General features: G+C 68.2%; 19 protein-coding genes. 10 read left to right on the top strand and 9 right to left on the bottom strand.

Annotation, left to right across the window (positions count from 1 at the left end; genetic code table 11):
• Nucleotides 1-86 precede the first annotated feature (86 nt).
• From AC11WY_RS03910 to AC11WY_RS03890, 5 genes are all read left to right on the top strand, one after another.
• Complete coding sequence (locus AC11WY_RS03910) at nt 87-1,382, top strand: sugar ABC transporter permease (protein ID WP_482922745.1); 1,296 nt, start codon at nt 87-89, stop codon at nt 1,380-1,382.
• Nucleotides 1,379-2,128 (top strand): ATP-binding cassette domain-containing protein, encoded by a 750-nt coding sequence (locus AC11WY_RS03905; RefSeq protein ID WP_482922743.1) that lies wholly within the window; start codon nt 1,379-1,381, stop codon nt 2,126-2,128. The genes AC11WY_RS03910 and AC11WY_RS03905 overlap by 4 nt, the downstream gene beginning before the upstream one ends.
• A complete protein-coding gene (gene xylB / locus AC11WY_RS03900; RefSeq protein WP_482922741.1) occupies nt 2,128-3,570 on the top strand; it encodes a xylulokinase in 1,443 nt (480 codons plus the stop codon). The genes AC11WY_RS03905 and xylB overlap by 1 nt, the downstream gene beginning before the upstream one ends.
• Before the next feature lie 9 nt (nt 3,571-3,579).
• Complete coding sequence (xylA, locus tag AC11WY_RS03895; RefSeq protein ID WP_482922739.1) at nt 3,580-4,890, top strand: xylose isomerase; 1,311 nt, start codon at nt 3,580-3,582, stop codon at nt 4,888-4,890.
• A 105-nt stretch (nt 4,891-4,995) separates the two neighbouring features.
• Nucleotides 4,996-6,198, top strand: coding sequence for a winged helix-turn-helix domain-containing protein (locus tag AC11WY_RS03890; RefSeq protein ID WP_482922737.1), 1,203 nt, complete (start codon nt 4,996-4,998; stop codon nt 6,196-6,198).
• On the opposite strand, the gene AC11WY_RS03885 is transcribed toward AC11WY_RS03890, so the two are convergent.
• On the bottom strand, nt 6,195-6,530 hold the full coding sequence (locus AC11WY_RS03885; RefSeq protein ID WP_482922735.1) for a hypothetical protein: 336 nt from the start codon (nt 6,528-6,530) through the stop codon (nt 6,195-6,197). The genes AC11WY_RS03890 and AC11WY_RS03885 overlap by 4 nt on opposite strands.
• A 4-nt stretch (nt 6,531-6,534) precedes the next feature.
• On the bottom strand, nt 6,535-7,362 hold the full coding sequence (dapD, locus tag AC11WY_RS03880) for a 2,3,4,5-tetrahydropyridine-2,6-dicarboxylate N-succinyltransferase (RefSeq protein WP_482922733.1): 828 nt from the start codon (nt 7,360-7,362) through the stop codon (nt 6,535-6,537).
• 91 nt (nt 7,363-7,453) lie between these two features.
• On the opposite strand from dapD, the gene AC11WY_RS03875 reads away from it, so the two are divergent.
• Together AC11WY_RS03875 and AC11WY_RS03870 are read left to right on the top strand one after the other, a co-directional pair.
• Nucleotides 7,454-8,269, top strand: a complete 816-nt coding sequence (locus AC11WY_RS03875; RefSeq protein WP_482922731.1) for an LOG family protein — start codon at nt 7,454-7,456, stop codon at nt 8,267-8,269.
• Between the two features lie 53 nt (nt 8,270-8,322).
• The gene (locus tag AC11WY_RS03870) at nt 8,323-9,996 is read left to right on the top strand and encodes an ArnT family glycosyltransferase (RefSeq protein WP_482922729.1); all 1,674 of its coding nucleotides are present in this window, start codon (nt 8,323-8,325) and stop codon (nt 9,994-9,996) included.
• Here the strand turns inward: AC11WY_RS03870 and rlmN are convergent.
• Both rlmN and AC11WY_RS03860 read right to left on the bottom strand, forming a co-directional pair.
• A complete protein-coding gene (rlmN, locus tag AC11WY_RS03865; RefSeq protein ID WP_482922727.1) occupies nt 9,981-11,186 on the bottom strand; it encodes a dual-specificity RNA methyltransferase RlmN in 1,206 nt (401 codons plus the stop codon). The two genes, AC11WY_RS03870 and rlmN, sit on opposite strands and share 16 nt — an antisense overlap.
• A 109-nt stretch (nt 11,187-11,295) precedes the next feature.
• Entirely contained in the window at nt 11,296-11,838 is a 543-nt protein-coding gene (locus AC11WY_RS03860; protein ID WP_482922725.1) for an invasion associated locus B family protein, read from the bottom strand.
• A gap of 174 nt (nt 11,839-12,012) precedes the next feature.
• On the opposite strand from AC11WY_RS03860, the gene AC11WY_RS03855 reads away from it, so the two are divergent.
• The gene (locus AC11WY_RS03855) at nt 12,013-13,008 is read left to right on the top strand and encodes an asparaginase (RefSeq protein ID WP_482922723.1); all 996 of its coding nucleotides are present in this window, start codon (nt 12,013-12,015) and stop codon (nt 13,006-13,008) included.
• 2 nt (nt 13,009-13,010) lie between these two features.
• Here the strand turns inward: AC11WY_RS03855 and AC11WY_RS03850 are convergent, their stop codons facing one another.
• The 4 genes from AC11WY_RS03850 to serB form a co-directional block, all read right to left on the bottom strand.
• Nucleotides 13,011-13,322: a YciI family protein gene (locus AC11WY_RS03850; RefSeq protein ID WP_482922721.1), complete on the bottom strand. Its 312-nt coding sequence runs from the start codon at nt 13,320-13,322 to the stop codon at nt 13,011-13,013.
• A gap of 15 nt (nt 13,323-13,337) precedes the next feature.
• Complete coding sequence (locus AC11WY_RS03845) at nt 13,338-13,778, bottom strand: SRPBCC family protein (protein WP_482922719.1); 441 nt, start codon at nt 13,776-13,778, stop codon at nt 13,338-13,340.
• The gene (locus AC11WY_RS03840; protein ID WP_482922717.1) at nt 13,775-14,104 is read right to left on the bottom strand and encodes an ArsR/SmtB family transcription factor; all 330 of its coding nucleotides are present in this window, start codon (nt 14,102-14,104) and stop codon (nt 13,775-13,777) included. The genes AC11WY_RS03845 and AC11WY_RS03840 overlap by 4 nt, the downstream gene beginning before the upstream one ends.
• Before the next feature lie 65 nt (nt 14,105-14,169).
• A complete protein-coding gene (gene serB, locus AC11WY_RS03835) occupies nt 14,170-15,051 on the bottom strand; it encodes a phosphoserine phosphatase SerB (RefSeq protein WP_482922715.1) in 882 nt (293 codons plus the stop codon).
• 167 nt (nt 15,052-15,218) lie between these two features.
• Here serB and AC11WY_RS03830 point away from each other — a divergent pair, with 167 nt between their 5' ends.
• Complete coding sequence (locus AC11WY_RS03830; RefSeq protein ID WP_482922713.1) at nt 15,219-16,376, top strand: phosphoserine transaminase; 1,158 nt, start codon at nt 15,219-15,221, stop codon at nt 16,374-16,376.
• A gap of 137 nt (nt 16,377-16,513) precedes the next feature.
• Nucleotides 16,514-18,109: a phosphoglycerate dehydrogenase gene (serA, locus tag AC11WY_RS03825; RefSeq protein WP_482922711.1), complete on the top strand. Its 1,596-nt coding sequence runs from the start codon at nt 16,514-16,516 to the stop codon at nt 18,107-18,109.
• 92 nt (nt 18,110-18,201) lie between these two features.
• On the opposite strand, the gene AC11WY_RS03820 is transcribed toward serA, so the two are convergent.
• On the bottom strand, nt 18,202-21,051 hold the full coding sequence (locus AC11WY_RS03820) for an error-prone DNA polymerase (RefSeq protein ID WP_482922709.1): 2,850 nt from the start codon (nt 21,049-21,051) through the stop codon (nt 18,202-18,204).
• Nucleotides 21,052-21,153: the final 102 nt, after the last annotated feature.

Here is a 21,153-nt window from a genome sequence, read left to right as displayed (position 1 = left end):
GACCCTCCCACGTCGCCCCGGCGCAAGCCGGGGCCTCCGGGCCCAGATGGCCGGGGCGGCGTGGCCTAATCCTCGGGATCACCGCAATGACCGCATCGGCAAATGTTCCGGCCTCCGCCGGGAAGAAGAGCTTCATCGACACATTGGAACTCGACACCCGCCTGCTGGGCATGGTGGTCGCCTTTGTCGTTCTGACGATCGGGTTCCATATCTTTACCGGCGGCTTGTTCCTGACGCCGCGCAACATCTTCAACCTGACGATCCAGACCGTCTCGGTCGCGATCATGGCAACGGGCATGGTCTTCGTGATCGTGCTGCGCGACATCGACCTGTCGGTTGGCTCGCTCTTGTGCCTGTGCTCGGCGGTGATGGGCCTTGTTCAGGTGCAGTTCATGCCCGATCTCGGCATCGCGCTGGGCAGCCCGCTGATCGCGCCGGTCGCAATTGTGGCCGGGCTGCTCGTCGGCGCGCTTGTCGGCGCCTTCAACGGCTGGTTGATCGGTTACCTGTCGGTGCCTTCGTTCATCGTGACTCTGGGCGGCCTGCTGGTGTGGCGCAACGTGGCCTGGTACTTCACCAGCGGTCAGACGCTTGGCCCGCTCGACGAGAATTTCCAACTGTTCGGCGGCATCAACGGCACCCTCGGTGCGCCGCTGTCCTGGGCGTTCGGGCTGATCGCCTGCGCCGCCACCGTCTACGGCCTGCTCCAGGGCCGTCGCGGCCGGATCAAACATGAATTCCCGGTCAAGCCGATGTGGGCCGAAGCGACGATCGTCGCCATCGCCATCGTGGTGATCCTCGGTTTCGTCTGGACGCTGAACTCCTACGACGTGCCGGAGGCGGTGCTCAAGCGGCGCTTCGACGCCATTGGCCAGACAATGCCGGACGGGTATCATGACGTTTACGGTCTGCCGATCTCGGTCTTCCTGCTGATCGCGGTGGCCATCGCCATGACGATCGTTGCCGCCAAGACCCGCTTTGGCCGCTACATCTTCGCGGCCGGTGGCAACCCCGACGCGGCCTCGCTGTCGGGCATCAACACCCGGCTGCTGACGGTGAAGGTCTTCGCCCTGATGGGGATGCTGGCCGGGCTTTCCGCCGTGGTCGCCTCGGCGCGCCAGACCTACCACACCAATGACATCGGCACGCTGGACGAGTTGCGCACCATCGCGGCGGCGGTCATCGGCGGAACCGCATTGTCGGGCGGCGTCGGCACGATCTATGGCGCCATCCTCGGCGCGCTGATCATGCAGTCGCTGCAATCGGGCATGGCAATGGTCGGCGTCGACTCGCCGTTCCAGAACATGGTGGTGGGGGCCGTCCTTGTGCTGGCGGTCTTCGTCGACACCCTCTATCGCAAGCGTACGGGAGCCCTGAAATGAGCACGCCTCTTGTCGAACTGCGCGACATGTCCATCGCTTTTGGCGGCATCAAGGCGGTGGACCATGTTAGCCTCGACCTTTATCCGGGCGAAGTGGTGGGCGTTCTTGGTCACAACGGCGCCGGCAAATCCTGCCTGATGAAGATGCTTTCCGGCGCTTATCAGCGCGACTCCGGCGAGATATTCATCAACGGTGAAAAAGCGATCATCAACAACCCGCGCGACGCCCGCAAGTACAACATCGAGACGATCTACCAGACGCTTGCGCTGGCCGATAACCTCGATGCCGGGTCGAACCTGTTCCTGGGGCGCGAGTTGGTGACGCCGCTGGGCTTCGTCGACGATGCGCAGATGGAGGCGGAGACGCGCAAGATCATCGCGCGGCTCAACCCGAACTTCCGCAAGTTCAAAGCCCCGGTCTCGGCGCTTTCGGGCGGGCAGCGGCAGTCGGTCGCCATCGCGCGGGCGGTCTACTTCAACGCCAAGATCCTGATCATGGACGAGCCGACCGCGGCGCTCGGGCCGCATGAAACCCAGATGGTCGCCGAACTCATCAAGGAGTTGAAGCGCCAGGGCCTGGGCATCTTCCTGATCGACCACGACATCCATCAGGTGAAAATCCTCTGCGACCGCGCCTGCGTGATGAAGAACGGTCAGGTCGTCGGGATCGTGAAATGCGCCGACGTCTCCGAGGACGACCTGCTGGGCATGATCATCCTCGGCAAGATGCCCGAACAGGTGGCGTGATGTTCCTTGGCCTCGATCTGGGCACGTCGGGTCTGAAGGCCATCCTGATCGACGAGGCGCAGACGGTGCTGGCCGAGGCCTCGGCCCCGCTGGCGGTCAGCCGACCGGCCGATGGCTGGTCGGAGCAATCCCCCGCCGACTGGATCGCCGCGACCGAGTCGGTGCTGGATGCGCTGGCGGCCGAACGCTCGCTGGCCGGGGTGCGGGCGATCGGTCTGTCGGGCCAGATGCACGGCGCGACGCTGCTCGACGTCTCGGACGAGGTGCTGCGGCCCTGCATCCTGTGGAATGACACCCGCGCGCATGAAGAGGCCGCCGAGCTTGACGGCGACCCGATCTTTCGGCGCGTCACCGGCAACATCGTCTTTCCGGGCTTCACGGCGCCCAAGCTGATGTGGGTGCAGCGCCATGAACCGGTGCTGTTCGCCCGCGTCGCCAAGGTGCTGCTGCCGAAGGACTACCTGCGGCTCTGGCTGACCGGCGACCACGTTGCCGAAATGTCGGATGCCGCGGGCACCAGTTGGCTGGATACCGGGGCGCGCGACTGGTCGGATGCGCTGCTGGCCGCGACGGAACTGTCGCGTGATCAGATGCCGCGACTGGTCGAGGGGTCCGAGGTTTCGGGCGTGATCCGGCCGCAGCTTGCCACCCGCTGGGGCCTGCGCCGCGATGTGATCGTGGCGGGCGGCGGCGGCGACAATGCGGCCTCGGGCGTTGGCGTCGGCGTGGTCCGCGCGGGCGAGGCCTTCGTCAGCCTCGGCACCTCGGGCGTGCTGTTCGCGGCCAACGACGGCTATCAACCGGCACCGGAAACGGCGGTGCACACCTTCTGCCACGCGCTGCCGAACACCTGGCACCAGATGGGCGTGATCCTCGCCGCCACCGACGCGCTGAACTGGTTCGCAGGCCTTGTCGGATCAGATGCCGCGGCGCTGACCGGCGGGCTCGGGCCGCTGAAGGCGCCGGGCAAGACCCTGTTCCTGCCCTATCTGGGCGGCGAGCGGACGCCCTTGAACGATGCCGCCATCCGTGGCGCGTTCATCGGCCTGGAACACGCGACCGACCGCGCCGCCGCCACCCGCGCCGTGCTGGAGGGCGTGACCTTCGCCATCCGCGACTGCCGCGACGCGCTGGCCGCCACCGGCACCCGCATCACCAGCCTGCTGGCGGTCGGCGGCGGCTCACGGTCGGATTACTGGCTGCGCGCCATCGCCACCGCGCTTGGCACGCCGGTGCAGGTGCCTGTTTCGGGCGATTTCGGCGGCGCCTTCGGGGCCGCGCGGCTGGCGATCATGGCCGCCACCGGCGCCGGGGCCGAGATCGCCACCGCCCCCGCCATCGCCCGCACGGTCGAGCCCGACGCCGGGCTCGCCGCCGCTTTCGACGCGGCCCACGCCCGCTTCCGCGCGGCACAAGGCGCCGTGCAACGCCTGAGCACCTGAGGACAGATCATGACCGATTATTTCAAGAGCATCCCGGCCATCCGCTACGAAGGGCCGGAGAGCGCGAACGAATTCGCCTTTCACCACTACAACCCCGACGAAGTGGTGATGGGCAAGCGCATGGCCGACCACCTGCGCTTTGCCGTCGCCTACTGGCACAGCTTTGCCTATCAGGGCGGCGATCCGTTCGGGGGACAGACCTTCGAGCGGCCCTGGTTCGAGGCGGGCGATGCGATGGCGCTGGCCCGGCTGAAGGCCGATGCCGCCTTCGAGATGTTCGACATCCTCGGCGCGCCGTTCTTCTGCTTCCACGATGCCGACGTCCGGCCCGAGGGCCGGGATTTCGCCGAGAACACCCGCAACCTCGAAGCCATCGTCGACTACTTCGCCGGGAAGATGGAAACATCGAAGACCAAGCTGCTCTGGGGCACCGCGAACCTGTTCACCAACCGCCGCTACATGGCCGGGGCGGCGACCAATCCCGACCCCGACATTTTCGCCTTTTCGGCGGCCACGGTGAAGACCTGCATGGACGCCACCCACAAGCTGGGCGGCGCGAACTATGTGCTGTGGGGCGGGCGCGAGGGCTACGAGACGCTCTTGAACACCGACCTGAAGGCCGAGGCCGAGCATATGGCGCGGTTCCTGCACATGGTGGTCGATTACAAGCACAAGATCGGGTTCACCGGCACGATCCTGATCGAGCCGAAGCCGCAGGAACCCAGCAAGCATCAGTATGACTATGACGTTTCAACGGTTTACGGGTTCCTCAAGCGGTTCGGGCTGGAACACGAGATCCGGGTGAACATCGAACAAGGGCACTCCATCCTCGCTGGCCACACGTTCGAGCACGAGATCGCCACCGCCACCAGCCTTGGCATCTTCGGCTCGATCGACATGAACCGGAACGACTACCAGTCCGGCTGGGATACCGACCAGTTCCCCAACAACGTGCCGGAAATGGCGCTGGCCTATTACGAGATCCTGAAGGTCGGCGGCTTCAGCACCGGCGGCACCAACTTCGACGCCCGCATCCGGCGCCAGAGCCTGGATGCGGAAGACCTGATCCTGTCGCATGTCGGCGCGATGGACACCTGCGCCCGGGCGCTGAAATCGGCGGCGGCGCTGCTGGCCGACGGGTCGCTGGAGGCTGCGCGCAAGGCTCGCTATGTCGGCTGGGAAACGCCTGCCGCCAAGGCGATGCTGGAAAGCGGCACGCTGGACGGGATCGCGGCGCGGGTGCTGGCCGAGGGGCTGAACCCGCAGCCGAAATCGGGGCGGCAGGAGCGGCTGGAAAACCTCTGGAATCGCTTCGTCTGACGGCGGAGCCTCCGGCGGGGATATTTGGTGCCAAGATGAATGGGCCGGGTGCTGTAAGGGCGCCCGGCCCTGCGCTATGCAGGGTTACCCGGAGGAAAGATGCCAATGACCCGCCCCGTGCTGCGCAACGAAACCGCCCGCCGCCTGTTCCTGCAGCGCCACCTGCTGGACGATGTGCGGCCCGGCAAGCCGGACGCCGCCGGGTTGCTGGCAATGATCGAGCAGCTTGGCTTTGTGCAACTGGACAGCATCACCACCATCGAGCGGGCGCATCACATGATCCTGCGGGCGCGCTGGCCGGGCTATCGGCCGGAACAGCTGGCGCCGCTGCTGGAGGATCACTGCAGCCTGTTCGAGCATTGGACGCATGACGCCTCGATCATCCCGACGGCGTTCTTTCCGCATTGGAAACACCGCTTTGCCCGCGACCGCGAGCGGCTGGTGGAACGCTGGCGGACGTGGCGCGGCGACGGCTATCTGGCGAACGTGGACGAGGTGATGAAGCGCATCGCCGACCACGGGCCGGTGAGTTCCGCCGAGGTCGGCGAGGGCGAAGAGCGCGGCACGGGCGGCTGGTGGGAGTGGCATCCGTCGAAGACCGCGCTGGAATACCTGTGGCGCTGCGGGCATATCGCGGTGGCGCGGCGCGAGGGGTTCCGCAAGATCTACGACCTGACCGAGCGGGTGATTCCGCTGCATCACGCGGCACCCTGCCCGGCGCCGGAAGAGACGGTGGACTGGGCCTGCACCGCGGCGCTGGACCGGCTGGGCTTTGCCACCCCGGGCGAGGTCGCGGCGTTCTTCGCGGCGGTCACGCCGGAGGAGGCAAAAGCCTGGTGCGCCAAGGGGGTGCAGTCGGGAGCGCTGATCGAGATCGAGGTGGCGGGCGCCGACGGGGCGCCGCGGCGATGTCTGGCGCGGCCGCAGGTGCTGGACGAGGCGCCGCCCGAGCCGACCGGCCGGGTGCGCATCCTGAGCCCGTTCGACCCGGCGCTGCGGAATCGCAACCGGGCGGAGCGGCTCTTCGGCTTTCACTACCGGATCGAGGTCTTCGTGCCCGAGGCCAAGCGGACCTACGGCTACTACGTCTTTCCGGTGCTGGAGGGTGACCGGTTGATCGGCCGGATCGACGCCAGGGCGGACCGGCAATCCGGCACGCTGGCCGTGCGGGCGTTCTGGCCCGAGCGGGGGGTGGCGCCGGGCGCGGGGCGGGTGCAGCGGCTGGAGGCTGAACTGGACCGGCTGGCGCGGTTCTCCGGCTGCGACCGGGCAGCCTTCGCGGCGGACTGGCTGCGCGCGGCGGTCTAGTCGAAGAACGGCGTCATCGAGGCCACCACCACTGAGTTTTCGGCCAGCGCGCGTTCCATCAGCGCGACCTCCTCGGCGCCGATCTCTTCGCCATCGGCAAGGCGTTCCGCCAGCGTGCCATAGCCGGTGACGTCCAAAGGCGCCATCTCGGCGGTCTTCAGCAGCGCCACGGTTTCACGCACCGCCTCGGCCTCGTCCACGCCGGAGGCGTAGCACAGCAGGCCCGCGCCGGTGGACGTGTCAGGCAGGCCGTCATTTTCGCAACGGCCAACCTCGACAAGCAGGGTATAGACCTGCTGGGGGCGCCTGGGTTTCTCAGGGGTTTCGGTCATGTGCTCAGTCCCGCAGAAGTTCGTTGATCGAGGTCTTGGACCGGGTCTGGGCATCCACCTTCTTCACGATCACCGCGCAGTAGAGGTGGACGCCGTTCTTCGAGGGCATCGAGCCCGCGACGACGACCGACCCGGCGGGCACCTCGCCATAGGTGACGCTGCCGGTTTCACGGTCGACGATCTTGGTGGACTTGCCGATGAAGACGCCCATGCCGAGTACCGAGCCTTCGCGGATGATGCAGCCCTCGACCACCTCGCTCCGCGCCCCGATGAAGCAGTTGTCCTCGATGATCGTCGGGCCCGCCTGCATCGGTTCCAGCACGCCGCCGATGCCGACGCCGCCCGACAGGTGCACGTTCTTGCCGATCTGCGCGCAGGAGCCGACGGTGGCCCAGGTGTCGACCATCGTGCCTTCATCGACATAGGCGCCGAGGTTGACGAAGCTGGGCATCAACACCACGCCGCGCGCGATGAAGGCCGAGCGGCGGACGATGGCGCTGGGCACGGCGCGGAAGCCCGCCGCGCGCCATTCGGGATCGCCCCAGCCGGCGAATTTCGAATCCACCTTGTCCCACCAGCCACCGCCTTGCGGACCGCCCGATTGCTGCGCCATGTCGGTAAGCCGGAAGCCGAGCAGCACCGCCTTCTTGGCCCATTGGTTGACGTGCCACGCGCCATCGGTCTGCCGTTCCGCCACCCGCAGCGTGCCGCTGTCGAGCGCGGCGAGCGTTGCCTGAATCGCGTTGCGCGCCTCGCCCTTGGTCGCGGGGGAGATCGTGTCGCGCACGTCCCAGGCGGCTTCGATGGCGGCTTCGAGGGCGGCGTTCGGCATGGTTTCCTCCGCAACGTGGCTGGCTTCACTGGGCGTCAGGCTATAGACGAGGCGGGCCCGCCGCGCAATCCGGCCCGAAGGAGGCCTGACCATGACCGATGACCGCATCAGCCGATTGCGCGACGCGAGCGAGGATATCCGCCGTGCCCGCGCGGTGCCCGATACGCCGCAGACGCGGTCGCCGTCGTACCGGCTGGCGTTCAACGACGCCGACTTTCTGCTGCGCGACGAAATGCGCGGGGTGCGGCTGCAACTGGAGTTGTCGAAGGCCGAAATCGAGCTGACCGAGCGCGGGATCGTGTCCACCGTGGTGATCTTCGGCTCGGCGCGCATCCCCGACCCGGCGCGGCGGGACGAGGCGAAGGTGCCGGGGCTGGCGGCGCTGGCCGACAACTACGGGTTGGCGCGGGCCTTCGCGCGGGCGATCACCGAACGATCCCTTGCCACCGGCGGGCGCGAGATGGTGGTGATCACCGGCGGCGGGCCGGGGATCATGGAGGCGGGCAACCGGGGCGCGGCGGATGCCGGGGGGATGTCGATCGGGCTGAACATCGTGCTGCCGCACGAGCAGCACCCCAACCCCTATGTCACGCCCGAACTGACGTTCAGCTTTCACTACTTCGCGGTGCGCAAGATGCATTTCCTGATGCGGGCGCGGGCGATCGTGGTGTTTCCCGGCGGCTTCGGCACAATGGACGAGATGTTCGAGGCGGTCACGCTGATCCAGACCAAGCGGATGAAGCCGGTGCCGATCATCCTGTTCGCGCCGGACTACTGGCACCGGGTGGTAAACTTCCGCGCGCTGGTGGAGGCCGGAACCATCGCCGAGGCCGACCTGCGCCTGCTGTCCTTCGTCGAGACGGTGGAGGAGGCGCTGGCGGTGATCGACGCCGCGCAGCCGCGCTGACCCTTTCGCGCTGCCGGGGGGCGGGGTAGGTAGAAGGGAGACGGGAGGGGCCGATGGACCGACTGGTGAGCCTGATCGACCGCGCGCTGCCGCGCCTGCCGCGGGCCGCGATGGCGGTCCTGCTGCTGATCCTGACGCTTGGCGCGGCGCTGCCCGCCTTTACCGGCCTGCCCCCGGTGGATCGGGACGAGGCCCGGTTCGCGCAGGCGACCAAGCAGATGGTGGCCTCGGGCGACGTGATCGACATCCGCTTTCAGGACGGCCCGCGCTATCAAAAGCCGATCGGCATCTACTGGGTGCAGGCCATCGTGCTGAAGGCGGTGGGGTCGGCGGGCGATACTGAAATCTGGAAATACCGGCTTTCGTCGCTGGCGGCGGTGCTGCTGGCGGTGCTGCTGACGGCGCGGATCGGTGCGGTGTTTGGTGGGCCGGGGACCGGGCTGGCGGCCGGGTTGATGCTGGCGGGGGTGTTCCTGACGACCGCCGAGGCGCATCTGGCAACGACCGATGCGCCGCTGCTGGCCGCGATCCTGATGGCGCAGGCTTCGCTGGCCCGGCTCTACCGTGCGGCGCGCGACGCGGGCTTTGCGCGTGGCAGCTTTGCCGAGCCGGGGCGCGGGGCGCTGGTGCTGTTCTGGGGCGGGCTGGCGGCGTCGGTGCTGCTGAAAGGGCCGGTGGGGCCGCTGGTGGTGGGCACCACGGTGGCGACGCTGGCGCTGATGCACCGGCGGGCGGGGTGGCTGCTGGCGCTGCGGCCGCTGGCGGGGGGCATCGGGTTGATGATCGCGGTGCTGCCGTGGTTCGTGGCGATCACTATCCGCTCGGGCGGGGCGTTCTGGGTGCAGTCGGTCGGCCACGATCTGATGGCCAAGGTCGCCGCGGCTCAGGAGCAACACGGCGCGCCGCCGGGCGCCTATCTGGCGCTGCTGTGGCTGACGTTCTTCCCGGCCTCGGTGCCGCTGGCGCTGTCGATCCCGGCGCTGTGGCGCGGGCGGGCGTTGCCGGGGGTGGCCTTCACCGCCGCCTGGCTGATCCCGAGCTGGATCGTGTTCGAGGCGAGCCCGACCAAGCTGATGCATTACACGCTGCCGCTTTACCCCGCGCTGGCGGTGGCGGTGGCGCTGGTCTGGGCCGGGGTGGTCGAACGCGGGATGGCGCGGTGGCAGTGGATCGTCGGCGGGCTGCTGACCGCGATCCCGGTGGCGGGGCTGATCGGCGCGGCCGGCTATGGCGTGACCCTGGGTGCCTGGCCGGTGGTGCCGCTGGTTCTGGCGCTGGCGGTCTTCGCCCTGGGGGCCGCGCTCGCCCGGACCGCGTTGCGCGGGCGGATGGCGATGGCGGCGCTGGTGGGGGTGTGGCTGATGGGGGCGGGATTCGGGGCCGGGCTTCTGTCGATGCTGGCGCGGGTGCCCGCGCTCTGGCCGACGCCCGCGATCCTTGCGCTGGCGCGGCCGACGGCCGCCTGCCCGGTGCGCCCGATCGTGACGGCGTTTGACGAACCCTCGCTGGTGTTCCAGTCGCCGGGGCCGGTGCGGACCGGCGAGGCCCCGGCGATGACCGAGGCGCTGGCGGCTGACCCCTGCACGGTGGCGGTGGTCGCTGACACGGCGGCCTTTCTGGCGGCGGCGGCGGCGAAGGGGGTGCAGCCGGTCGCGCAGGGTCAGGTGAAGGGCATGGACCTCGGGCGTGGCAAGATGGCGGCGTTCACCGTCTACGCGATGCCCTGAGCCGCTTGCGGGTTCAGCGAGACCTTTTCGCGCCGCCCGCGTTCGGTGGCGGATTTGAGCTGGCCGCAGGCGGCCATGATGTCCTCGCCGCGCGGGGTGCGGACCGGGCTGGCGTAACCGGCCTTGTAGATGATGTCGGCAAAGGCCTTGATGCGGTCGCGGTCGCTGCGCTGGTAGGGGGCGCCGGGCCATTCGTTGAACGGGATCAGATTGATCTTGGCCGGGATCCCCGCGATCAGCTTGACCAGCCGCCGCGCGTCGGCATCGCTGTCGTTCACATCCTTCAGCATCACATATTCAAAGGTGATCCGTTCCGAGTTCGACAGCCGCGGATAGTCGCGCAGGGTGTTCAGCAGGGTTTCGATGTTCCAACGCTTGTTGATCGGCACCAGCCGGTCGCGCACCTCATCGGTGGTGGCGTGAAAGCTGACGGCGAGCAGGCAGCCGATTTCCTCGGCGGTGCGGGCGATTTCAGGCACCACGCCCGAGGTGGACAGCGTGATGCGGCGGCGCGAGAGGGTGAGCCCCTCGTTATCCATCACCACCTTCATCGCATCACGGACGTTGTCGAAATTGTAAAGCGGCTCGCCCATGCCCATCAGCACGACGTTGGAGATCAGCCGGGTTTCGTCCTTCGGCGCGCCGGGCACCGGCCATTCGCCCAGATCGTCGCGCGCCAGCATGACCTGGCCGACGATCTCGCCCGCCGTCAGGTTGCGCACCAGCTTCTGCGTGCCGGTGTGGCAGAACGAACAGGTCAGCGTGCAGCCGACCTGCGACGAGATGCACAGCGTGCCGCGCCCCTCTTCGGGGATGTAGACGGTTTCCACCTCATGCCCGCCCGCGATGCGCACCAGATACTTGCGGGTGCCGTCGGCGCTGATCTGCCGGGTGACGATCTCGGGCAGGTCGATGGTGAAATTCGCGGCCAGCAGGGCGCGGTAATCCTTGGCAAGGTTGGTCATCGCGGCGAAGTCGCGCACGCCCCAGTGGTAGACCCATTGCCAGACCTGACCCACGCGCATCTTGGCCTGCCGGTCCGGTGTGCCCGCGGCGATCAGTGCGTCGCGCATCTGGTCACGGGTCAGGCCGATCAGGTTGACCGGCCCGCCCTCGGGCAGCTTGCGCGGCAGGGTCAGCACGTCCTGCGTGATCGGGGCGTAAATCGGGGCATCGGTCGGGGCGGGCATCGCAGACTCCGGGAAACAGGGGCGTGTGATACAGGATTTGCGCGGGCGCTGCAAATGATGCGCCCCGCGGCACGGGCAACGGGGCGCGAAAATCGCACGGCGCGTTGCGTTACTTCCCGGCGCAGCGCTTCTGCGCCTCGTCCATCGCGGCGGTGAAGCCGATCAGCGAGAAGATATCCTTGGTCTGCGTGCCGCGCACCGAGTGTGCGGTGACCGTCGCTTCGGAGCCGTTCTTGAGCGCCGCAAGCAGGCCCGAGTCGTCGGCCGGAGTGCGCGGCCAGGCCCATTGGCCATCGGTGAACAACTCATACTTGGTGCCGTTCAGGTCCAGCGTCGCGGTGGATTTCGGCGCGAAGGTATAGCCGCCGGTAAAGGAAATCTCGCCGTTCGCGCCGCCGCCGGGGCGGTAGGTCACGAAGAACAGCACGTCATCGCGGTTCACCGTCGCGGGCTTGCCGCCGCGGGTGGTCTCGCTCGACTTCGGGCTCGATACTCCCCAGCATTCCTTGGGCCTGTCCGCGGTGAACACGCTCCAGTCGGATTTCGTGGCGACGCGGTTGGTCGATTGCGTCGTGTCCGTTTGCGCGATCGCCTGGGTCGATAGAAGAACCGCCCCTGCGAAGATCGCGCCGCGCCCGATCCGTGATGTCATGTCAATTACAGCCTCCAGCCGTCTTGCCTCTTGGCCCCACCGCCTGGGCGCTTGCCTGCGACCTTTTCCTGTAGCGCGCGCGGGATCAACTCGATACGAAAGTCATACTTCAAAAAGGGCGTTTCTTGAAACCCCCTTGGGCGGATTTTCGCGCAACCGTGAGGGAGGCAACGCATGGCACCGGCGCATCCGATGGTCGAACTGTGGCGCGGCGGGCGGCTGGAGAGCAGCCATGACGGCCACGCGGTGATCTGTGACGCCTCCGGCACGATCGTCGAGGCCTGGGGCGACCCGTCGGCGGTGATCTTTCCGCGCTCGTCGTGCAAGATGTTGCAGGCGCTGCCGCTGGTGGAAAGCGGTGCGGCCGACGCGGCGGGGCTGACCGAGGCGCATCTGGCGTTGGCCTGTGCCAGCCATCAGGGCGCGCATCTGCACACCGACATGGTGACGCGCTGGCTGGCTGATCTGGGGCTGGCCGAGGCCGATCTGCGCTGCGGATCGCACATGCCTTATGACCCGGTCGCCAACAAGGAACTGACCTGTTCCGACACCGCGCCCTGCCAGATCCACAACAACTGTTCCGGCAAGCATTCCGGGTTCCTGACGCTGACGAAGCACCTGAAGGCGGGGCCGGAGTATGTGGACCTGGCGCACCCGGTGCAGGTGGCGGTGAAGGACGCGTTCGAGGCGGTCACCGGCGAAACCTCGCCCGGTTACGGCATCGACGGCTGTTCGGCGCCGAACTTCGCCACCTCGGTGCACGGGCTGGCGCGGGCGATGGCGCGGTTTGCCGGGGCAACCGGCACGGGCGACACGCGCGACCGGGCGATGCACCGGCTGACGCGGGCGATGGCGGCCTACCCCGAACTGGTCGCCGGTGAGGGCCGGTCCTGCACCGAACTGATGCGCGCGATGGGCGGCAAGGTCTCGATCAAGACCGGCGCCGAGGCGGTGTTCGTGGCGATCCTGCCGGAACAGGGTCTTGGGATCGCGCTGAAGATCACCGACGGCGCCACCCGCGCGTCAGAGGCGGCGATCGCGGCGCTGCTGGTCCGGCTGGGCGTTCTGGAGGCCGAACATCCGGCGACCCGCAAACGGCTGAACGTGATCCAGAAGAACTGGCGCGGCTTCGAGACCGGGGTGATCCGCACCGCGCCAGGGTTTGCCTGAGGCTACATCGCCATGACCGGGGCGATTTCGATGCTGCCCCCGGAGGCCAGGATCGGGCAGCTTTGCGCCAGCTTCACCGCGGCGGCATGGTCGGCGGCTTCGAGGATGGAATAGCCCGACACCGGGTTGGCCCCGCCGTTCGGCGTGACGCCCGCTGTCGAGACGGTGGTGGACTGGCCGACCGGGTTGCCGCCGTCAACCACCCCCGCGCCGATGCCCGCGAACCAGTCCATCCAGGCCTGCATGACCCGCTTGCCCTCTGCGGGGTCGGTGGGCGCGCTGCCGCCGTGATAAGCAAAGAGATACTTCGTCATCCTCAGTCCTCCCGTTCAGGGGTGTCCGGCCGATCCGGCCACCCGTTCCAGCTTGTTCAGGGTCGATGTCCAGCCCGCGCGATGGGCATCCACCGCGTCGGCGGCAAGGTCGCGGTGATCGAGGATCAGCCGCGCCCCGTTTGGCGTGGCGGCGATGGTCAGCGTCACATGGCTTTCCGCGCCGCGCTTGTCGTCGGGGTCGTGCCAGGCCCAGGTGAAGCCCACCGAGACCGGCGGGCGCACAGACGTGACCTGTCCCGAAACCTTCAGCCGCCGCCCCTCGGGGCCCGCCATCACTGCGAACCAGAGCCCCGCGCGGGTGAAATCGAGCGCGTTCTCGGGCACGGTGAAACCCTCGGGGCCGAACCACTGCACGAGGCCCGCGCGGGTGGTGACCAGATCGAACAGGCGTTCGGGCGCGACGGGGAAATCGCGTTCCAGATGCAGGTCGCTCATGGCGCCTCCTCGGTCAGCCTGCGCACGGCGGCGTCGAGCCGGTCGAGGCTCGACTCCCAGAAGGCGCGGTGGGTCAGGGTCCAGTCAGAGATCGCGCGCATTGCTTCGGGCGCGACCGAGTAGATGCGGCGGGGGCCGTCGATTTCCTGCCGGATCACCGCAGCCTCGCGCAGCACCTTCAGGTGGCGCGAGACGGCGGGGGCCGAGATGGCGGCGACGTCGCCCAACTCGCCCGCGCTCTGCGGCCCCGAGGCCAGCAGACGCTCGACAATGCCAAGGCGCGTCGGGTCGGAGAGGGCGGCGAAGAGGGCGGGCAGCGTTTCCATGCCGCCGATGATTGCGCGATTCGTTAATTAACGCAATCGTTAAGTGATGGGCTCGCTGACTGCGGTCACGGGACGCCGACGAACTCGTCGCGGTGGTAGCCTTGCAGGTAAAGCAGCGCGGTCAGATCGCCGTGGTTCACCCGCAGCGAGCATTGCGCGGCGACGGCGGGTTTGGCGTGCAGCGCGACGCCCGCGCCGGCCCGGTGCAGCATCCCCAGATCGTTCGCCCCATCGCCCACGGCCAGCACATCCGCAACCGGGATGCCAAGCCGGTCGGTGATCTCGACCAGCGCCTGCACCTTGGCCTCGCGGCCCAGAATCGGCTCTGCCACGGTCCCCGTCAGCTTGCCGTCCTCCAGCAAGAGGGTGTTCGCGTGGTTCTCGTCGAAACCGAGATAGGCCGCGACGGGTTCCGAAAACGCGCTGAACCCGCCCGACACCAGCACGGCGTAGCCCGCGTGGTCCTTCATCGTCGCCACCAGCTTGCGCCCGCCGCTGGTAAAGCGGATGCGCTCGGCCAGCACCTTGATGACGACACCCGCGTCGAGGCCGCGCAGCAGCGCCACCCGTTCGCGCAGCGAACCCGCGAAATCCAGCTCGCCGTTCATCGCCCGGCGGGTGATCGCGGCAACATGGGCGCCCACCCCGGCCTCGGCGGCCAGTTCGTCGATGCACTCCTGCCCGATCATGGTGCTGTCCATGTCGGCCAGCAGCATCCGCTTGCGGCGCCCCTCGGCGGGTTGCACGACAAGGTCGATGCCCTGCGTCTGCAAGGCGGCCCAGCGGGCCCACAGGTCGGCGGGCGCAGAGTCGAGCGCGAACTCGGCCGCAACGCCGGGGTCAAGCCACAGGGGCGCCCCGCCCGCCCACGCCGCGCGCTGCGTCTGAACGGTTTCCTCGGTCAGGTCGCGGCGCGCGGGGTTCGCCATCAGGGTTGCGATGAACATGGGGCCAGACCTTCCGGGGAGTTTCCGATAGTGGAGCGGCGTGTCGTTTTTCGCGCCCCAAGCGGCGGATTACCGCAACTTTCCGGCTTGTGCCAGTGCGCGCGGCCCCGTATCCCCATCGGCGGGACACCCCTCCCCAACGAGGGGCGTATATCTGTGAGGATAACATGACGAACACGCCCGCTCCGGCCGCACGGCCGGCCAATCCGCGCTTTTCTTCGGGCCCCTGCGCGAAAATCCCCGGTTACACACTGAACATGCTGTCGGATGCGCCGCTGGGCCGGTCGCATCGCGCGGCTGTCGGCAAGGCCAAGCTGAAGCAGGCGATCGACCTGACGCGCGAGATCCTCGGCGTGCCCGCGGGCCATCGCATCGGCATCGTGCCCGCCTCGGACACCGGCGCGATGGAGATGGCGATGTGGTCGCTGCTGGGCGCCCGGCCGGTGGAGATGCTGGCCTGGGAAAGCTTCGGCGAGGGCTGGGTCACCGACGCGGTGAAACAGTTGAAGCTGGACGCGGTGGTGAAGACGGCCGGGTATGGCGAGATCGTCGATCTGGCCTCGGTCGATTTCGACCGTGACGTGGTGTTCACCTGGAACGGCACCACCTCGGGCGTGCGGGTGCCGAACGGCGACGCGATCCCGGCCGACCGCGCGGGCCTGACGATCTGCGATGCGACCTCGGCCGCCTTCGCGATGGACCTGCCGTGGGACAAGCTGGATGTGGTGACGTTCAGTTGGCAGAAGGTGCTGGGCGGCGAGGGCGCGCACGGGATGCTGATCCTGTCGCCCCGCGCGGTGGAGCGGCTGGAAAGCTATGTGCCCGCCTGGCCGTTGCCCAAGATTTTCCGGCTGACCGCCAAGGGCAAGCTGATCGAGGGCATCTTCGAGGGCGAGACGATCAACACGCCGTCGATGCTGGCGGTGGAGGATTACCTGGTGTCGCTGCTGTGGGCGAAGTCGGCTGGCGGCCTGAAGGGGCTGATCGCGCGGGCGGATGCGAATGCGGCGGCGGTGTGGGCGTTCTGCACGGCGCGCGACTGGATCGCCAATCTGGCGGTGGATCCGGCAACGGCTTCCACCACCAGCGTCTGCCTGACGTTCACCGACCCGCGCATCGTGGATGGCGCGGCCTTCGCCAAGGCCGCGGCCAGGCGGCTGGAGAAGGAAGGCGTCGCGCTGGACATCGGCGCCTACCGCGACGCGCCGCCCGGCCTGCGGATCTGGTGCGGATCGACGGTGGAAACCGCCGACGTGGCCGCGCTGTTGCCGTGGATCGAGTGGGCGTTTAACGCCGAGATCGCGGCGCTGGCCAAGGCGGCGTGACGGTCATCGGTACGTGACGGTCATCCCCGCGCAAGCGGGGATCGCCCACCGTATCGCGCTTGCGCCCTTCTGCCCTTCCGACATGAGACCCCCGCTTGCGCGGGGGTGACACCTCCCGCAAATGAAAGGCGCCCCTCATGGCCCCCCGCGTTCTCGTTTCCGACGAACTTTCCGAAACCGCCGTGCAGATCTTCCGGGATCGCGGCGTCGAGGTCGATTACCTGCCGAAGCTCGGCAAGGACAAGGACAAGCTGGCCGAGATCATCGGCCAGTATGACGGCCTTGCCATCCGGTCCGCCACCAAGGTCACCGACAAGCTGCTGGCGCTGGCCACCAGGCTGAAGGTCGTGGGCCGCGCCGGGATCGGGGTGGACAATGTCGACATTCCGGCCGCCTCCCGGAAAGGCGTGATCGTGATGAACACGCCCTTCGGCAACTCGATCACCACGGCCGAACATGCCATCGCGATGATGTTCGCCGTGGCGCGGCAACTGCCCGAGGCAAACGCCTCGACCCAGGCCGGGAAGTGGGAGAAAAGCCGCTTCATGGGGGTGGAGCTTTACAACAAGACGCTGGGCGTGATCGGCGCGGGCAACATTGGCGGCATCGTGTGCAACCGCGCGCTGGGGCTGCACATGAAGGTGATCGCCTATGATCCCTTCCTCTCGGACGAACGCGCGAAAACGCTGGGCGTGCACAAGGTGGAGCTGGACGAGCTGCTGGCGCGGGCCGATTTCATCACGCTGCATGTGCCCTTGACCGACAAGACGCGCAACATCCTTTCCCGCGAGGCGCTGGCGAAAACGAAAAAGGGCGTGCGCATCATCAACTGCGCGCGCGGCGGGCTGATCGACGAGGCGGCGCTGGCCGAGGCGCTGCAATCGGGCCATGTCGCGGGCGCCGCGCTTGATGTGTTCGAGGTGGAACCGGCGGCCGCGAGCCCGCTGTTCGGGCTGCCGAACGTGGTCTGCACGCCGCACCTTGGCGCCTCGACCACCGAGGCGCAGGAGAACGTGGCGCTGCAGGTGGCCGAGCAGATGGCGGATTACCTGCTGACCGGCGCGGTGCAGAACGCGCTGAACATGCCGAACGTGACGGCGGAAGAGGCCGCCGTGATGGGGCCGTGGATCAAGCTGGCCGGGCATCTCGGCGCCTTCATCGGCCAGATGACCGACGAGCCGATCAAGGCGATCAACATCCTGTATGACGGCGCAGTGTCCGAAATGAACCTGCCCGCGCTGAATTCGGCGGTGATCGCGGGCGTGATGAAGGCGCAGAACCCGGACGTGAACCTGGTTTCGGCGCCGATCGTGGCGAAAGAGCGGGGGATTCAGGTTTCCACCACCCGCCAGGACAAGACCGGGGTGTTCGACGCCTTCATCAAGGTGACGATGGTCACCGATACCCGCGAACGCTCGATCGCGGGCACCTGCTTCAGCGACGGCAAGCCGCGGTTCATCCAGATCAAGGGCATCAACATCGACGCCGAGGTGGGGCGGCACATGCTGTACACCACCAACGAGGACGTGCCGGGGATCATCGGCCTGCTGGGGATGACGATGGGCAAGAACGGGGTGAACATCGCCAACTTCACGCTGGGCCGGTCGGGCATCGGGCAGGACGCGATCGCGATCCTCTACCTCGACCAAGCGATCGACCCGAAGGTGGTGGCGGTGCTGGAAGGCTCGGGGATGTTCCAGCAGGTGAAGCCGCTGGAGTTTGACGTGGCGTGAGGCGGACAGGGCCGGGGGTTTCACACCCCCGGACCCCCGTGGGATACTTGGAGACCGAAAGATTGGGGCGCCGGGTTGGGCCGCCCCCATTCTTATGCCGCCGCCGTCAGAAAGCCCCGCAGCAGCGCCATCGGGTGGCTGCGCAGGGTCAGGCGCAGGGCGACGTAATCCTCCACCACCTCTTCGCCCTCGGTCATGGCGCGCAGGATGACGGCGGGTTCGGCGATCGCCTCGCCGTCGAGGTCGGTCGCGAAGAGCGGCAGCGGCTTCGCGCCGGTGAGCGCGCGGGCCTGCCAGAGCGCCTCGCGCCGGGTCAGGCCGAGGGCGGCGAAGGCGTCGGCCTCGGCCAGCACGGTGACGAGGGCGGGGGGCACGCCCGCGCGGCGCCAGACATCCTGCACCGCGCGGTAACCGTTGCCGCGGGCGGCGGCGATCCACAGCGCCTCGTCTTCCCGCATCGCGCGGATCTGGCGGAAGCCGAGGCGCAGCGCGAGGCCGCCCTGCCCGTCGGGTTCCATCGTGTTGTCCCACTGGCTGGTGTTGATGCAGACCGGGCGCACCTGCACCCCGTGTTCGCGCGCGTCGCGCACGATCTGGGCGGGGGCGTAGAAGCCCATCGGCTGCGCGTTCAGCAAGGCGCAGGCGAAGATGCCGGGGTGGTGGCGTTTCAGCCAGGCCGAGGCATAGACGAGGTGGGCGAAGCTGGCCGCGTGGCTTTCGGGGAAGCCGTAGCTGCCGAAGCCCTCGATCTGGGCAAAGCAGCGGGCGGCGAAGTCGTCGGCGTAGCCGTTGGCGCGCATGCCGGCCATGAAACGCTCCTGAAACGCGGTGACGTTGCCATGCTTCTTGAAGGTGGCGAGCGCGCGGCGCAGGCGGTCGGCCTCTTCGGGGGTGAAGCCCGCGCCGATGATGGCGATCTGCATCGCCTGTTCCTGAAACAGCGGCACCCCGAGGGTCTTGCCCAGAACCTTGCCCAGCTCGTCGGAGGGGAAGCTGACCTGTTCCTCGCCATTCCGGCGGCGCAGGTAGGGGTGCACCATGTCACCCTGAATCGGGCCGGGGCGGATGATGGCGACCTGAATCACCAGGTCGTAGAAGCAGCGCGGCCGCATCCGGGGCAGGAAGTTCATCTGCGCGCGGCTTTCGACCTGAAAGATGCCAAGCGAGTCGGCCTTGCACAGCATGTCGTAAACCGCCGGGTCTTCGGGCGGCAGGGTGGCGAGGCTGTAATCGGTCTGGTGGTGCTTGGCGATCAGATCGAACGCCTTGCGGATGCAGGACAGCATCCCCAGCGCGAGAATATCGACCTTGAGGATGCCCAAGCTGTCGATATCGTCCTTGTCCCAGCAGATCACGGTGCGGTCGTCCATCGTGGCGTTCTCGATCGGCACCAGTTCATCCAGCCGCCCCTCGGTGACGATGAAGCCGCCGACGTGCTGGCTGAGGTGGCGGGGGAAGCCCTGAACCTCTTCGATCAGCTCCATCGTCAGGCGCAGGCGGCGGTCGGCGGGGTCGAGGCCGATTTCCCTGAGCCGCGCGCCGTCCACCGCCTTGGCGCTGCCCCAGCCCCAGATCTGGCTGGACATGGCGGCCACGGTATCGTCGCTGAGGCCCATCGCGGTGCCGACCTCGCGCACCGCGCGCTTGCCGCGGTAATGGATGACGGTGGCGCAGAGCCCGGCGCGGTGGCGGCCGTATTTGGCATAGATGTGCTGGATCACCTCTTCGCGCCGCTCATGCTCGAAATCCACGTCGATGTCGGGCGGCTCGTCGCGGGCTTCGGACACGAACCGCTCGAACACCATCGTGCCGATTTCGGGGCTGACCGAGGTGACGCCGAGCGCGTAGCAGGTGACCGAGTTGGCCGCCGAGCCGCGGCCCTGGCAGAGGATGCCGCGCGACCGGGCGAAGGCCACGATATCGTGCACGGTGAGGAAGTAGGGTTCGTATTTCAGCTTGCCGATCAGGGTCAGTTCATGTTCCAGCATCGCCTGCACGCGGGGCGAGATGCCCGCCGGATAGCGCCACGCCAGCCCGGCGCGGGCAAGCCGGTCGAGGCGCTGGGCCGGGCTTTCGCCGTTCGCCACCTCGGAGGGGTATTCGTAGCGCAACTGGTCCAGCGAGAACGTCAGGCGGGCGGCGATTTCGCCCGTGCGGTGGACGGCATCCTCATGGCCGCGAAAGAGCCGCAGCATCTCGGGCTCTGACCGCAGCCGCCGTTCGGCATTGGCGAGCGCCGCGCGCCCCAGCGCATCAACGCGGGTGCCGGTGCGGATCGCGGTCAGCACGTCGGTGAGCTTGCGGCGCGCGCCGTGGTGCATCAGCGGCAGGCCGGAGGCGACGGGGGGAATGCCCAGCGACCGGGCCAGCGCGGCGAGGCGGGCAAAGCGGGGGCCGTCCTGCCCGTCATAGGCGGGGGCCATCAAGAGCGAGACCTGTCCGGGGAAGCGGCGCGCCAGTTGCTGCGCCTGCGTCACCCACGCGCCCGCGCCGCGCGGGGCCGTCTGCGCGGGGGCCACCGTTTCGGCGGCGGGGTGGAGCAGAAGCTCCAGCCCCTCACCCCAGTCCATCAGGTCGTCGAAGCTCAGCGCGCAACTGCCCTTTGCGCTGGCGCGCCGCCCCGTGGTGATCAGCCGGCAAAGCCGCCCCCAGGCAGCGCGGTCGCGCGGCAGGGCGGTGAGGGTGAAACCGTCGGTCAGCACGATCCGCGCGGCAGGGATCAGGCGCGGAGTGCTGGCGAAGGCGGCGGGATCGAGGCGCGCCTCGCGGGCGATCTCGCGCGCCTCGGTATGGGCACGCACGATGCCCGCCACGGTGTTCTCATCCGCCACCGCCAGCGCGGGCAGGCCGAGGGTGGCGGCCCGGCGCATGTACTCCTCGGGGTGCGAGCCACCGGTGAGGAAGGTGAAATTCGAGGTGGCGGAGAGTTCGACGAAGGCCATGACATCCGCAAGAGAGGGGGGGTGATTCCCGCAAGCGGTCAGCATATTCCTGTTTTGTTCTCATTTGGAGTCCCGTTCCGCGCCGCCTTTTCGCTCATCACG

The organism is Solirhodobacter sp. (genome assembly GCF_964715405.1).
The sequence above is the reverse complement of the archived record's forward strand: the minus strand, read 5'-3'. Positions and strand labels throughout refer to the sequence as shown.

Coding starts and splice junctions, on each gene's coding strand:
- AC11WY_RS03910 (WP_482922745.1), top strand. CDS start 87: ATGACCGCATCGGCAAATGTTCCGGCCTCCGCCGGGAAGAAGAGCTTC.
- AC11WY_RS03905 (WP_482922743.1), top strand. CDS start 1,379: ATGAGCACGCCTCTTGTCGAACTGCGCGACATGTCCATCGCTTTTGGC.
- xylB (WP_482922741.1), top strand. CDS start 2,128: ATGTTCCTTGGCCTCGATCTGGGCACGTCGGGTCTGAAGGCCATCCTG.
- xylA (WP_482922739.1), top strand. CDS start 3,580: ATGACCGATTATTTCAAGAGCATCCCGGCCATCCGCTACGAAGGGCCG.
- AC11WY_RS03890 (WP_482922737.1), top strand. CDS start 4,996: ATGACCCGCCCCGTGCTGCGCAACGAAACCGCCCGCCGCCTGTTCCTG.
- AC11WY_RS03885 (WP_482922735.1), bottom strand. CDS start 6,530: ATGACCGAAACCCCTGAGAAACCCAGGCGCCCCCAGCAGGTCTATACC.
- dapD (WP_482922733.1), bottom strand. CDS start 7,362: ATGCCGAACGCCGCCCTCGAAGCCGCCATCGAAGCCGCCTGGGACGTG.
- AC11WY_RS03875 (WP_482922731.1), top strand. CDS start 7,454: ATGACCGATGACCGCATCAGCCGATTGCGCGACGCGAGCGAGGATATC.
- AC11WY_RS03870 (WP_482922729.1), top strand. CDS start 8,323: ATGGACCGACTGGTGAGCCTGATCGACCGCGCGCTGCCGCGCCTGCCG.
- rlmN (WP_482922727.1), bottom strand. CDS start 11,186: ATGCCCGCCCCGACCGATGCCCCGATTTACGCCCCGATCACGCAGGAC.
- AC11WY_RS03860 (WP_482922725.1), bottom strand. CDS start 11,838: ATGACATCACGGATCGGGCGCGGCGCGATCTTCGCAGGGGCGGTTCTT.
- AC11WY_RS03855 (WP_482922723.1), top strand. CDS start 12,013: ATGGCACCGGCGCATCCGATGGTCGAACTGTGGCGCGGCGGGCGGCTG.
- AC11WY_RS03850 (WP_482922721.1), bottom strand. CDS start 13,322: ATGACGAAGTATCTCTTTGCTTATCACGGCGGCAGCGCGCCCACCGAC.
- AC11WY_RS03845 (WP_482922719.1), bottom strand. CDS start 13,778: ATGAGCGACCTGCATCTGGAACGCGATTTCCCCGTCGCGCCCGAACGC.
- AC11WY_RS03840 (WP_482922717.1), bottom strand. CDS start 14,104: ATGGAAACGCTGCCCGCCCTCTTCGCCGCCCTCTCCGACCCGACGCGC.
- serB (WP_482922715.1), bottom strand. CDS start 15,051: ATGTTCATCGCAACCCTGATGGCGAACCCCGCGCGCCGCGACCTGACC.
- AC11WY_RS03830 (WP_482922713.1), top strand. CDS start 15,219: ATGACGAACACGCCCGCTCCGGCCGCACGGCCGGCCAATCCGCGCTTT.
- serA (WP_482922711.1), top strand. CDS start 16,514: ATGGCCCCCCGCGTTCTCGTTTCCGACGAACTTTCCGAAACCGCCGTG.
- AC11WY_RS03820 (WP_482922709.1), bottom strand. CDS start 21,051: ATGGCCTTCGTCGAACTCTCCGCCACCTCGAATTTCACCTTCCTCACC.